12 protein-coding genes are annotated in these 12593 nt (G+C 64.0%); all 12 read right to left on the reverse strand.

Going from position 1 to position 12593, the window contains the following annotated elements; all coding sequences use genetic code 11:
* Positions 1 to 252 (reverse strand): electron transfer flavoprotein subunit beta/FixA family protein (locus ACZ1A1_RS23735; protein WP_463621860.1); only part of this gene is annotated, 252 nt, incomplete at its 3' end.
* 10 nt (positions 253 to 262) lie between these two features.
* Positions 263 to 1693: an aldehyde dehydrogenase family protein gene (locus ACZ1A1_RS23740; RefSeq protein WP_463621861.1), complete on the reverse strand. Its 1431-nt coding sequence runs from the start codon at positions 1691 to 1693 to the stop codon at positions 263 to 265.
* A gap of 12 nt (positions 1694 to 1705) precedes the next feature.
* The gene (locus tag ACZ1A1_RS23745; protein WP_415214980.1) at positions 1706 to 2425 is read right to left on the reverse strand and encodes an ABC transporter ATP-binding protein; all 720 of its coding nucleotides are present in this window, start codon (positions 2423 to 2425) and stop codon (positions 1706 to 1708) included.
* Positions 2422 to 3240, reverse strand: coding sequence for an ABC transporter ATP-binding protein (locus tag ACZ1A1_RS23750; protein ID WP_463621862.1), 819 nt, complete (start codon positions 3238 to 3240; stop codon positions 2422 to 2424). Before ACZ1A1_RS23750 ends, ACZ1A1_RS23745 begins: the two co-directional genes overlap by 4 nt.
* A complete protein-coding gene (gene livM, locus ACZ1A1_RS23755) occupies positions 3237 to 4544 on the reverse strand; it encodes a high-affinity branched-chain amino acid ABC transporter permease LivM (protein ID WP_463621863.1) in 1308 nt (435 codons plus the stop codon). The genes ACZ1A1_RS23750 and livM overlap by 4 nt, the downstream gene beginning before the upstream one ends.
* 8 nt (positions 4545 to 4552) lie before the next feature.
* Positions 4553 to 5470 (reverse strand): ABC transporter permease subunit, encoded by a 918-nt coding sequence (locus ACZ1A1_RS23760; protein ID WP_463621864.1) that lies wholly within the window; start codon positions 5468 to 5470, stop codon positions 4553 to 4555.
* A gap of 71 nt (positions 5471 to 5541) precedes the next feature.
* On the reverse strand, positions 5542 to 6657 hold the full coding sequence (locus ACZ1A1_RS23765) for a branched-chain amino acid ABC transporter substrate-binding protein (protein ID WP_463621865.1): 1116 nt from the start codon (positions 6655 to 6657) through the stop codon (positions 5542 to 5544).
* A gap of 318 nt (positions 6658 to 6975) precedes the next feature.
* A complete protein-coding gene (gene surE / locus ACZ1A1_RS23770) occupies positions 6976 to 7737 on the reverse strand; it encodes a 5'/3'-nucleotidase SurE (protein WP_463621866.1) in 762 nt (253 codons plus the stop codon).
* Positions 7738 to 7776: 39 nt separating this feature from the next.
* Positions 7777 to 9453 (reverse strand): ABC transporter permease subunit, encoded by a 1677-nt coding sequence (locus ACZ1A1_RS23775; protein ID WP_463621867.1) that lies wholly within the window; start codon positions 9451 to 9453, stop codon positions 7777 to 7779.
* Positions 9450 to 10457 carry an ABC transporter ATP-binding protein gene (locus ACZ1A1_RS23780; protein WP_463621868.1) on the reverse strand — a complete coding sequence of 336 codons (1008 nt, stop codon included), beginning with the start codon at positions 10455 to 10457 and terminating at the stop codon, positions 9450 to 9452. The genes ACZ1A1_RS23775 and ACZ1A1_RS23780 overlap by 4 nt, the downstream gene beginning before the upstream one ends.
* 94 nt (positions 10458 to 10551) lie before the next feature.
* Positions 10552 to 11571 (reverse strand): ABC transporter substrate-binding protein, encoded by a 1020-nt coding sequence (locus ACZ1A1_RS23785; RefSeq protein ID WP_463621869.1) that lies wholly within the window; start codon positions 11569 to 11571, stop codon positions 10552 to 10554.
* A gap of 58 nt (positions 11572 to 11629) precedes the next feature.
* Positions 11630 to 12439, reverse strand: a complete 810-nt coding sequence (locus tag ACZ1A1_RS23790; protein ID WP_463621870.1) for an inositol monophosphatase family protein — start codon at positions 12437 to 12439, stop codon at positions 11630 to 11632.
* Positions 12440 to 12593: the final 154 nt, after the last annotated feature.

Below are 12593 nucleotides of genomic sequence, written 5' to 3' on the forward strand. Positions count from 1 at the left end.
TACCGCCCGGTCGGCGCCCATGGCAAGGGCCGTGCGCAGCGTCTCCTCGGCCTTCGCGGGACCGATCGACACCACCACCACTTCCTCCGCCTTGCCGGCTTCCTTCAGCCGCAGCGCCTCTTCCACCGAAATCTCGTCGAACGGGTTCATCGACATCTTCACATTCGCAAGCTCGACACCCGAGCCGTCAGACTTCACACGGATCTTAACGTTGTAGTCGACGACACGCTTGATAGGCACAAGCAATTTCATGGATCGATCCTCAGGCGAGCGTATAGGCGGTCTTGACGGTGGTGTAGAATTCGGCGGCGTAGCGGCCCTGTTCACGCGGGCCGTAGGACGAGCCCTTGCGGCCGCCGAACGGCACATGGAAATCGACGCCGGCGGTTGGCAGGTTGACCATGACCATGCCGGCTTCCGAGTTGCGCTTGAAATGGGTGGCGTGCTTGAGGCTCGTCGTGGCGATGCCGGAGGAGAGGCCGAAGCTGGTATCATTGGCGACGGCCAAGGCTTCGTCATAGTCCCTGACGCGGATGACGGCGGCGACGGGGCCGAAGATTTCTTCGCGGGCGATGCGCATGTCGTTCGTCGCCTGGGTAAAGAGGGCGGGCGCGAGATAGAAGCCGGGGGTGTCCCGCTCCAGCCGTTCGCCACCGAAGGCGAGCTTAGCACCTTCCGCGCGGCCGATATCGATATAGTCGGCATCCTGCTTCAACTGGCTTTCGTCGACGACGGGGCCGATATGGGTGCCTGCCTTCAGCGCGTCATCGACGACGAGGCCCTTCAGGCGCTCCGTCAGCGCGGCGACGAAACGGTCGTGGATGCCCTCGGTGACGATCAGGCGCGAGGAGGCGGTGCAGCGCTGGCCGGTCGAGAAGAAGGACGAATTGGCGGCGGCCTCGACGGCGACGGCGAGATCGGCATCGTCGAGCACGACGAAGGGGTTCTTGCCGCCCATTTCGAGCTGGAATTTGCGGTTATGCTCGATGGAGGCGAGCGCGACACGCTTGCCGGTGCCGGTAGAGCCGGTGAAAGTCAGGGCATCCACATCCGGGCTGTCGAGCAGCGCCTGGCCGACGATGCTGCCGCGGCCCATGACAAGGTTGACGACCCCGGCCGGCGCGCCAGCGCGGTGCAGGATATCGACGAGCGCCCAGGCGGAGCCCGGTACGAGATCGGCGGGTTTCAGGACGACCGTGTTGCCGTAGGCGAGCGCGGGCGCGATCTTCCAGGCGGGAATGGCGATCGGGAAGTTCCAGGGCGTGATGATGCCGACGACGCCGACGGCCTCGCGGGTGATCTCGACACCGATATTGGGACGCACGGACGGCAGGACCTCGCCGGAAAGACGCAAGGTTTCACCGGCGAAGAAATCGAAGATCTGGCCGGCGCGCGTCACCTCGCCGATTGCTTCAGGCAAGGTCTTGCCCTCTTCGCGGGCAAGCAAGCGGCCGAGTTCTTCCTTGCGCGCCATGATCTCGTCGCCGGCCTTCTTCAGGATGGCATGGCGTTCGAGGATGCTGGAGCGCGACCAGGCCGGCAGGGCGGTCTTGGCGGCGGCGATGGCGGCCTTCGTATCCTCGGCGCTGGCGCGGGCATAATCGCCGACGACGTCGTTGATGTTGGAGGGGTTGATGTTCGCCGAAGCGTCGCCGGAGACCCATTCGCCGGCAATCAGGTTCTTGTGCAGCATTGTCTTTTCCGTTCAGTGCAGGCCGAGATAGGCTTTGCGGACGTCCTCATTGTCGAGAAGGGCGGCGCTTTCGCCGGAGAGATGGATACGGCCATTGACCATGACATAGGCGCGCTTCGACAGTTTTAGCGCGTGGTTGGCGTTCTGCTCGACGAGGAAGATCGTCTTGCCCATGGCGGCGATCTCGCGCAGTACCTCGAAGACGCGCTTGACGACGAGCGGCGCAAGCCCGAGCGAGGGTTCGTCGAACAGGATCAGCTCCGGCCGGGCCATCATGGCACGGGCGATGGCCAGCATCTGCTGCTCGCCGCCCGACATGGTGCCGGCGGTCTGGTTACGCCTTTCCTTCAGGCGGGGAAAGAGGTCGAACATGGTGACCCGGTCCTCCTCGAAATGCGCCATGCCGATGGGTGTCGTGCCCATCATCATGTTCTCCTCGACGCTCATGTCCTGGTAGATCTGCCGGCCCTCCGGCACGAGCGCGATGCCGCGCCGCGAAATCCGGTTGGTGGGAAGCCTGGAAATGTCCTCGCCCTTGTGCAGGACCTTCCCGGCCGAGGCGCGGGGCGCGCCAAAAATCGAGGAAAGCAGCGTCGTCTTGCCGGCGCCGTTTGCGCCGATCAGGCTGACGATTTCGCCTTTGAAGATATGGACGTTCACATCCTTCAGCGCCTCGACAGGCCCGTAGTGGGCGTGAACGCCGGAAAACTCCAGCAGGGGGGCCTCGCTCATGCATCAACCTCTTCTTCGCTGACGCCGAGATAGGCGGCGATAACGGCGGGATCGTTTGCCACATGCTCCGGCACGCCGTCGGAAATCACCTCGCCGTGGTCGAGCACGACGACGTGGTCGGAAATGCGCATCACCAGTCCCATGTCGTGCTCGATGACGAGCACGGTCTGGCCATGCTCCTTGCAGAGCCGCTGGATGACCTCGGAAAGCTCACGCGTTTCCGACGGATTGAGGCCGGCGGCCGGTTCGTCGAGGCAGATGAGTTTCGGCCCGGTGCACATGGCGCGGGCGATCTCGAGGCGGCGCTGGCGGCCATAGGGCAGTTCGCCTGCCAGCCGGTTGGCGTCGTCGGTGAGGTTCATCTCGCCCAGCCAGTGATAGGCGCGGTCGACGGCCTCGCGCTCGGCCCGGCGGAAGGCGGGCGTGCGGAACACGCCGCTGACGAGATTGTTGGCCGTCACCAGATGCTGGGCGACCAGCAGATTTTCGACGACCGACATTTCCTTGAACAGGCGGATGTTCTGGAAGGTCCGGGCGATGCCGGCGCGCGTGACGAGGTGCGAGCCTCCGGTGACCGGCCTGGTGATCAGCATGCCGATATCCTGCGGCCCATCGGGACCGTTGAGCAGGATCTGGCCGCCGCTGGCGCGGTAGAAGCCGGTGATGCAGTTGAACATCGTCGTCTTGCCGGCGCCGTTCGGGCCGATCAGGGCCGTGACGCCGCCGGGCTCGACGGCGAAGCTCACATTGCGGTTCGCAACGATGCCGCCGAAGCGCATGGTCACATTTCGGACCTCGAGGAGGGGCGCGTTCATCGAGCTGCCTCCGGGCTTGCGGAAAGCGGCGCCGTATCGCTGCCCTTGGGCGCGGCGCTTGGGAAGAAGGCCGGGCGCTGGATGCGCACGAGACCACGGGGCTTCCAGATCATCATCACCACCATCAGCACGCCGAATATCAGCACGCGGTACTCGGCGAAATCGCGCAGCAGTTCCGGCAGGACGGTCAGAACGAGGGCGGCGGCGATCACGCCGACGGTCGAGCCGAGGCCGCCGAGTACGACGATTGCAAGGATCAGGGCGGACTCGAAGAAGGTGAAGGATGTGGGATTCACGAAACCCTGGTGGACGGCGAAGAACACGCCGGCAAGACCACCGGTGGAAGCACCGAGCATGAAGGCGGTGAGCTTGGTGAAGACATGATTTACGCCGAGCGAGCGGCAGGCAATCTCGTCTTCGCGCAGGGCTTCCCACATGCGGCCGAGCGGCATCACGCGCAGTCGCTCGACGGCGTAGACGACTAGGCAGACGACGAGGAACAGGACGAGATAGATGAACCAGAACTTGTAGTTCGCGCTGTAGGCGATGCCGAAATAATCATGCAGCGGCACGCCGCCCTGCTTGGCCGTGCGGGTGAATTCGAGGCCGAAGAGCGTCGGAGGCGGGACGGAGGCGCCATTCGGCCCGCCGGTGAATTCTAGCCAGTTGTTGAGGACGAGGCGGATGATCTCGCCGAAGCCGAGGGTGACGATGGCAAGGTAATCGCCGTGCATCTTCAGGACCGGGAAGGCCAGGATCATGCCGCAGAGGCCGGCGAGGAAGGGGGCGATGATCAGCGCGCTCCAGAAGCCGAGGCCGAGATATTGCGCGCCGAGTGCGAGGAGATAGGCGCCGACCGCATAGAAGGCGACGAAGCCGAGATCGAGCAGGCCGGCAAGGCCGACGACGATATTGAGCCCGAGGCCAAGCAGGCAGTAGATCAGCGCCAGGATCGCGATGCCGAGGAAATACTTGTCGGCGAAGAAGGGCAGCGCGAGGCCGGCGAGAAAGATCAGGCCGAGGATCAGGGCGGGCGATTTCTCCTTGCCGGTCATGACCGTGACGCCGCTGCCATTGCTGGCGGCCTTGCCCGCGATCTTCCGGCCAATCGCCGTCATGCCGACCAGCGACAGCGCGACCCGTCCGGCTGCGACAAGTGCGGCGAGCAGCACGGCGCGCGTCAGTTCGTTGCGGAACGAGAAGCCTTCCAGCACGAGGCCGGAAATCGGCGCAAAGAGGATCAGCGAGACGGTAAAGGTGAGCAGCGCCTGCTTGGCGAGCGTGAGGAGGCGGTTCGTTTCCATGTCTCGCCTCACACTTTCTGGATTTCCGGTCGGCCGAGCAGGCCATAGGGGCGGAAGAACAAGAGGGTGATGAGCAGTGCGAAGGCGAAGACGTCCTTGTAGTCGGTGCTGACATAGCCGGCGAACAGCGCCTCCGTCAGGCCGAGCAGCACGCCGCCGAGGACGGCGCCGGGCAGCGAGCCGATGCCGCCGAGAACGGCCGCGGTGAAGGCCTTGATGCCCATGACGAAGCCGATGAAGAAATTGAACGAGCCGTAGTTGAAGGTGACGAGCACGCCGCCGACGGCGGCCGTCGCGGCGCCGATGACGAAGACGGTCGAGATGATGCGGTCGGTGTTGACGCCGAGCACGGCCGAGATGCGGATATTCTGCTGTACAGCGCGGCACTCGCGGCCGATCCGCGTGTGATTGATGACATAGGTGAGGATACCCATGGCGATCAGGGAGGCGAAGAGGATCACGGTCTGCATATAGGTGATCTGGGCGAAATGCACGCCGTCGCCGAAGCGGAACGCGCCGCTGATGAGGGTGGGTACACCCTGGTCGCGGGCGCCCTGGGCGATCTGCACATAGCTCTGCAGCATCAGCGAAATGCCGATGGCCGAGATCAGGGGGGCGAGTTTGGTGGAGCCGCGCAGCGGCCGATAGGCGACGCGCTCGATCGCCCAGCCATAGACGGCGGTGATGGCGCAGGTGACGACCAGCACAGAGATCAGTGCGAAGGGTACGGACTGGATGCCGAAGAAGGTGAGCACGGCAAGGGTAATGGCGGCGATGTAGGCCGAGACCATGTAGACGTCGCCATGGGCGAAGTTGATCATGCGGATGACGCCGTAGACCATGGTGTAGCCGACCGCGATCAGGCCGTAGATCGTGCCGAGCGTGATACCGTTGAACAATTGCTGGATGAGGATGTAGACATCCATACGCGGACCCCCTGAGATTTGGGCACGGAGAGCCGGCCGGACAGCGGTCCGACCGGCATGGACGGATGTCCTTACTTGACGAGAACGGGGGTTCCTTTGTCGTCGAAGTTATAGAAGACGAACTTGAAGTCCTTGATGTCGCCCTTCTCGTCCCAAGTGATCTTGCCGATAGCAGAATCGACCGTGTTGCCGCGCAGCCAGGCTGCCTGGGCATCGAGGTCCTCGCCGGCCTTCAGCGCCGCGACGACGGCCTGCGCATTGGCGTAGCCGTAGAGCACGTAGTTGGCGGGCGTCACGCCGGCCTTGGTCAGCGCGTCCTGCACGCCCTTGGTCGAGGGATCGGCGAGCGGGTCCGGGGTCGCGGAATAGTAGACGTCCTTCAGGTTGGCCGGTCCGCCAGCGGCGGCGACCAGTTCGGCCTGGGCGAAGGCGTCGCCCGTGACGAAGACAACGTCGACACCCTGTTCCTTCAATTGGCGCACCAGCGGGCCGCCTTCAGGAATGAGGCCGCCGAAATAGACGGCGTTGGCGCCGGTGCTCTTGATCTTGGTGACGAGCGCGTTGAAGTCGCGTTCGCCGCGCGTCAGGCCTTCATAGAGGACGGGCTGCACGCCGCGTTCTTCCATGGTCTTCTTGACGGCATCGACGAGGCCCTGGCCATAGGTGTCCTTGTCGTGGATCAGGGCGATCTTGTCCCGCTTCAGCGTGTCGAGGATGAAGCCGGCGGCGACGACGGCCTGCTGGTCGTCACGGCCGCAGCCGCGGAAGAGATTGTCGAAGCCGCGGTCGGTCACGGTCGGGTTGGTGGAGGACGGGGTCATTTCAAGGATGCCGGCGTCGTTGTAGATTTCCGAGGCGGGAATCGTGCTCGACGAGCAGAAGTGACCGATCACGGCCTGCACCTTGTCCTGGTCGACGAAACGGTTGGCGACGGCCACGGCCTGCTTGGGCTCGCAGGCATCGTCGCCCTTCACCAGCTCGACCTGCTTGCCGTTGATGCCGCCCGCGGCATTCACTTCGTTCACATAGGCGGAGACGCCGTTGTATACCTGCTCGCCGAAGGTGGCGTTGGCGCCGGTATAGGGGCCAGCGACACCGATCTTGATGGTGTCGGCGGCAAAGGCCGGCGCGAGAAGCAGGGCGGAGGCGATGGCAGTCGCCGCCAGGAATTGCGAAATCTGGGTCATGTGCGGGGCTTCCCTCTGGTTAAGCCATGAAACTCTTCAGTGGGATGCGGTTCGGTCCACATCTCTTGTCGTTGCAGGGGCGAGTGCCGGCCTTGTGCTCCGCGCTCACCCCTGGAGGGACGGGAAAACAGGAGATCGTGATGTTTCCACCCTGATCTGCGCCCCACACGCTCGCCGCATGGAGATCGCCTGCAAGTTTCGTCGCCACTGAAAAGAGTATATGGCTGTCCCAGCCACGGGCCTGCGTAAGAAATTCCATCGATCGACAAGCTATCCTTGATACCGCGACGATCCCCCGCAGGCCGTACGATGGGGCGTCTATGCGCCGAAGAGCGAGACGAGAGCGTGGTTGGTCTCGTAGTCGGTCATGTCGATGCGCAGCGCTGAAACGGAGGGCGCCTTCAGCGCTAGGGCCTCGGCGTCACTTCCGACTTCGTACTCCGCCATGTCGTGTACGGAATGGATCCAGTAATAGGGGAATTTCCTGCCATCGAGGCGCTGCTCGACCTGGTAGCCATGGGCGCGCTTGCCCTGCGAGACGACGCGCACCGCCTGAAGCTCCTCGTTGCGGCAGTTCGGGAAGTTGATGTTGTAGAAGACGCCTTCCTTGCGCGGCAGCGAGAGCAGCTTGCGGATGATGGCGGGGGCGTTCTTGCGGCTGATATCCCAGTTGAACACGCGCTCACCGTCGACGAAGTCGTAGTGCTGCGAGAGCGCGATGGACGGAACGCCGAACAGCGTGCCTTCGATCGTGCCGCCGATCGTGCCGGAATAGATGATGTCGTCGGCGATGTTCGCGCCGGAATTGACGCCGGAGAGGATAAGGTCCGGCGGTTCGGGCAGCAGGTCGCGCACCCCGACGATCACGCAGTCGGCGGGCGTTCCAGTGACGGAATAGCGCTTCTCGCCGTATTTGCGCACGCGCAGCGGCTCGAGCTGGGTCAGCGAATGGGCAAGGCCGCTGCGATCCGTTTCCGGGGCCACGGCCCAGACATCGTCCGAAAGCACATGGGCGATCTCCTCAAGCACGCGAAACCCGTCGGCGTGGATGCTGTCGTCGTTGGTAAGCAGGATTCTCATGTCTTTTCTCGCAAGGTGAAATGGTTCGAGGAAGAAGGATCAGCGGGCCTTCGGCCGGCCGACGAAGGCGAGGGTTGCGTGCATGACGAGGGTTGCGACGAGCACCGTCGCCATGATGCAAACGGAGAAGGCGGCTGCCTGGGTGCTCTTACCGCCCTGGTCGAGCCGCATCACCGTCACCGCCGCGACGGTCATCGACGGCGTGATGAGGAAGATGACGGCCGAGAGCGTTACCATTGCCCGCATGAACAGGAAGAAGAACACCGAGACCAAAGTCGGCGTCATGACGGGCATCACGGCATCGCGCAGAGCGTGAAGATTGCTGCCGCCCATGCAGGTGACGGTTTCCTCCAGGCTCTTCGGGATCGAGCGGATGCCCGTCACCATCGTCAGGAAACCCTGTGAGTGGTAATGGTAGAAGTTGCAGATGGCGATGATGAAGGCCGAGCCGTAGAGCGCGCCCAGCACCGAGCCCGGCACGTTGAAGGACAGGACATAGGACAGGCCGAGCACCAGTCCGGGTACGCCGACCGGCACGATCGCCAGGAAATAGACGATACGGGCGGCAGCCGGCCCAAGCTGGCGCTGGGCAAGCGCCAGCAGGAACAGCGCCAGTGTGCCGATCGCCGCCGTTTCAAGCGAGATGGCGAAGGTCGCCCAGAGGGAATCGTAGCCGCCGGCCATGGAGATGTCGTAGTTGGCCAGCGTGAAGTCCAGCCGGTAGGGCCAGAGCTTCACGAAGCTCGCATAGACCACCGTCGCCACCACCGCGAGGATGACCACGCCGGCCGCATGCACGACGAAGCCGAGCGGCAGGTCGCGCAGCGGCACGAAGTCCCTCGCGACCGGCACGGCACTTTCCGAGGAGCCACCGAACTGGCGCTGGTTGGCGACGCGCTGGATGTAGATGGCGAGCAGGGTCGGCAGGAGCAGCATGATGCCGACGACGGCGCCCATGTTGAAATTCATCTGGCCGACGACTTGGGTGTAAATTTCCATTGCCAGCACCTGATAAGTGCCGCCGATGACTGCCGCATTGCCGAAATCCGTGACGGACACCGTGAAGACGACGAAGGCGGCGCTGATCAGGCCGAACTTGGCCGAGGGGAAGGTGATGTCGACGAAACGCCGCCAGCGCGACGCGCCGAGCAGCAGAGCGGCGTCGTAGGGACGGGCATCCGACCGGCGCAGCGAAGTTTCGAGGATCATCACTGCCTGCGGCAGGGCATACATGCAATTGGCGATGAGCAGGCCCCAGAAGCCGTAGATCTGGATGTCGAGATGCAGGTACTTGTTGATGAGGCCGTTGCGGCCGAAGAGGAAGATCAGGCCGAGGGCCTGTACCAGCGAGGGAGCGAGCATCGGCAGGAGCAGGATGACGCGGATCAGCCGCTTGCCGCGGATCTGCGTGCGCTGGAGCATGAAGGCGATGGAAAAGCCCAGCACCACGCAGACGAGCGTCGTCGCGCCGCCGATCAGCAGGCTGTTGCCGATGACGCGCGGGATATGGGAAAGCTCGAAGACGCCGGCATAGTTGCCGAGCCCGAGCGAGCCGTCGCCTTGCGTCAGGCTGCGCCTGATGATCTGCGACAGCGGGTAGAGGAAGAAGAGGGCGAGCGCGGAAAGCGGCGTGACGAGGCAGAACAGGAAAAACAGCCGGTCCTGTCCGGCAAGCCGTTTCGGCGCGGCTTTGGAGAGGGAGGGAAGGATCGTCATGGCGCCACCCAGCGGCCGCAGCCGTCGTGAAGCGAAAGGGAGACCCGGTCGCCGGGGGCAAGGCGCTGGCCAAGCCGCAGTTCGCTGGTGATGGTCCGTCCGTTGAGGCCGAGCCGCACATGGCTGACATTGCCGAGGAAGGTCACGTCGGTGACGGTCGCTTCGCCGGCCGGATCGGCCGTGAGCACCAGTTCCTCGGGCCGCACCACGAGCAGCGCGTCCGGCGTTCGGCCCTCCTGCGGCACGGCGGAAAGGCGTTCGCCGAACACCGCGCTGGCCTGCGTGACGTCGAGGAAATTGCTGGTGCCGATGAAGCTCGCCACGAGCTTCGTGCGCGGCCGGAAATAAAGCTCGTGCGGCGTGCCGACCTGTTCGATGCGGCCATGGTTCATGCAGACGACCTTGTCGGCCATGCTGAGCGCCTCCTCCTGGTCGTGCGTGACCATGATGGTGGGGATGGCCAGCCGGCGCTGGAGGTCGCGGATCTCGCCGCGGATATCGAGGCGCACGCGGGCATCGAGTGCCGAGAGCGGTTCGTCGAGCAGCAGTAACGAGGGGCTGACGGCGAGCGCACGGGCGATGGCCACGCGCTGCTGCTGGCCGCCCGAAAGCTCGTGCGGATAGCGGCCGATCAGGTCGGGAAAGCGGATAAGGTCGAGCAGGGCGCGGACCTGTTTCTCGATCTCTGCCCTCGGCACGTTGCGGATCTTCAGGCCGTAGCCGATGTTCTCGCCGACGGTCATGCCGGGAAACAGCGAATAGGACTGGAAGACGATGCCGAAATTGCGGTTGCGCACGTCGATCGCGTTGAGGTCGCGCCCGTCGAACAGGATCTCGCCGTCGCTGTAGCTCTCCAATCCGGCGACGATGCGCAGCAGGGTCGTCTTGCCGCAGCCGCTCGGGCCGAGCAGACAGACGAACTCGTCGCTGCCGGCGCTGACATTGATGTCGTCGAGCGCGTGGTAGTTGCCGAATTTCTTATGCAGATGGCGTATGTCCAGCATGCCTTGACTCCACGGGGAGATGCCACCGTCCGGCGGGCATCAGACGAAAGGGAAGTGTCCGCCCGCTACGGCGGGCACTTGATGTGAGGAAGGCTCAGCGGCCCGTCACCTTGGACCAGTGGGCGAGGATCTGCTCGCGGTCGCGCGCCATGGCGGCGAAGTCCATCTTCGACAGCCTGTGGGCAATATCGGCCGGGAAGCCGGATTTTTCCGCCGCGTCCGACTGGGCGGTGCCGGCAATGGTGGTGACGGGCTTCAGCGAAGCGTAGATGGCGAGCGGGCTCGGCGTCAGCATCCAGTCGAGGAATTTCTTGCCGTCGTCGGGGTTCTTCGCGCCCTTCATGAGGCCGATGCCGGAAATCTCGAAGCCGGTCCAGTCGCTCGGCAGCACGATCTCCATCGGATAGCCCTCGTTGACGGCCTGGATGGCCGGCACCTCGTAGCTGACGCCGATGGCGAACTCGCCGGCCTGTGCCATGCGGCAGGGGCGGGAACCGGAACTGGTGTACTGCGCCATGTTCTTCGTCAGCCGGCCGATCAGGTCCCAGCCCTTTTCCTCGCCGAGGCCATAGATGAGCGTGGTGATGTTGACGAAACCGACGCCCGACGAAACCGGATCGGGCATCACCACCTCGCCCTTGTATTTCGGATCGGCAAGCTCCTCCCAGGACTTCGGCACCGGTAGGCCGAGGGTGGAGAGGCGATCGGTATTGGCGCAGAACACCTCGACATAGCCGGCCAGCGAGAACCAGCGGTTCTCCGGGTCTCGGAACTGCGCGGGCACCTGGTCGATGCCCTTGGCGGCATAGGGTTCGAACATCTTCTCGATGGCTGGGTTCATGATGTTGGTGACGGGCAGGCTGAGGACGATATCAGCCTGCGGATTGTCGGCTTCGGCGATGAGACGGGCCGTCAGATTGCCGGTCGAAAGGCGCAGCACGTTGATCTTGGTGTCGGGAATTTCCGCCTTCGCCTTTTCGACGAAGAGGTTGATTTCCTCTTCCTCCAGCGCGGAATAGACGGTGATCTCGCCGGCCGCCGCTTGGTGAAGGAAGGACGTGCCGGCGAGGAGCGCCGCGGCGGTGAAGGTTTTTGCGCGATTCCAGAAGGTCATCTTATTCCCCTTTCTCTTTTGGTGGATCGTGGCTTCCCGGTATGCTGGGCATGTGAATTCAGGGCATGCCCGCTTCGGCGCGGCATTGCGCGATGATGGCAAGGGCTTCGCGATGGCGGGTCGGATCGCCAGCGCCCAGCAGCGTGCCGGGGCTTTCCAGCGTCAGCGGCCGGCCTTCCCAGTCCGTGACGATGCCGCCGGCCCCTTCAACGATTGGCCGGAAGGGGGCGAAGTCGTGGACCTTCTGGCCGCCGTCGAGCGCGATGTCCGTACGTCCTTCGGCGAGCAGGCCGTAGTTGAGGCTGGCCCCGCCATAGATGCGTGCGCCGGTTTTTTCGCGTAGGGCATCGAGGATCGGCCGCCCATCCGGCGGCAGGTAGTCCTGGTTACTGTTCGTCAGGATAGCCGATGAGAGCGCATCGCAGCACCGTGCCTCGACCAGGCGCCCATTCCTGGTCGTCCGCCGGCCAGCCGCACCGATCCAACGGGCGTCGATGGCCGGGATATCGATCAAGCCAAGGGCGGGTACGCCGTCGATCGCGAGGCTGATGAGCGTGCCGTAGACCGGCATGCCTGCGATGAACTGGGCTGTGCCGTCCAACGGGTCAAGCACCCAGACATGGCTTGCCCCGGCGTTTTCCGTTCCTGCTTCCTCGCCGATGATGCCGTGTCCTGGGAACCGTGCGGTGATGAGGCCACGCATCTGCCGTTCGATCTCGACGTCGATCTGCGTGACGAGGCTGCGATCGGGCTTCACCTCCACCGCAAGCACGGTATCAAGAGCGCTTGCGAGGATCTGGCGTGCGATATCCGCCAACGCGACCGCAAGTTCAATGTGACCGTCCAGGACGAGGTCTTTCTGTCCCATTCTATCCTCATGGCTCAACAAGGGCGTCGGCAGCAGCCAACGCCTCTTTGCGAGGTTGAAGTTTTTCGGAGAGGTCCGTCTTGCGGGCCGGTTCCGTTTTTTTCGGGTTCGGCCACTGCATCGGACTCGTAACTCGATTTAATCGATGTGGCAA

It is taken from the genome of Shinella sp. R2-11, from assembly GCF_055330205.1.

What these genes read in the sequence shown, in the direction of transcription:
- ACZ1A1_RS23760 (WP_463621864.1), bottom strand. Translation starts at nt 5,470, where the DNA reads ATGGATGTCTACATCCTCATCCAGCAATTGTTCAACGGTATCACGCTC.
- ACZ1A1_RS23790 (WP_463621870.1), bottom strand. Translation starts at nt 12,439, where the DNA reads ATGGGACAGAAAGACCTCGTCCTGGACGGTCACATTGAACTTGCGGTC.
- livM (WP_463621863.1), bottom strand. Translation starts at nt 4,544, where the DNA reads ATGGAAACGAACCGCCTCCTCACGCTCGCCAAGCAGGCGCTGCTCACC.
- surE (WP_463621866.1), bottom strand. Translation starts at nt 7,737, where the DNA reads ATGAGAATCCTGCTTACCAACGACGACAGCATCCACGCCGACGGGTTT.
- ACZ1A1_RS23745 (WP_415214980.1), bottom strand. Translation starts at nt 2,425, where the DNA reads ATGAGCGAGGCCCCCCTGCTGGAGTTTTCCGGCGTTCACGCCCACTAC.
- ACZ1A1_RS23740 (WP_463621861.1), bottom strand. Translation starts at nt 1,693, where the DNA reads ATGCTGCACAAGAACCTGATTGCCGGCGAATGGGTCTCCGGCGACGCT.
- ACZ1A1_RS23780 (WP_463621868.1), bottom strand. Translation starts at nt 10,457, where the DNA reads ATGCTGGACATACGCCATCTGCATAAGAAATTCGGCAACTACCACGCG.
- ACZ1A1_RS23765 (WP_463621865.1), bottom strand. Translation starts at nt 6,657, where the DNA reads ATGACCCAGATTTCGCAATTCCTGGCGGCGACTGCCATCGCCTCCGCC.
- ACZ1A1_RS23750 (WP_463621862.1), bottom strand. Translation starts at nt 3,240, where the DNA reads ATGAACGCGCCCCTCCTCGAGGTCCGAAATGTGACCATGCGCTTCGGC.
- ACZ1A1_RS23775 (WP_463621867.1), bottom strand. Translation starts at nt 9,453, where the DNA reads ATGACGATCCTTCCCTCCCTCTCCAAAGCCGCGCCGAAACGGCTTGCC.
- ACZ1A1_RS23785 (WP_463621869.1), bottom strand. Translation starts at nt 11,571, where the DNA reads ATGACCTTCTGGAATCGCGCAAAAACCTTCACCGCCGCGGCGCTCCTC.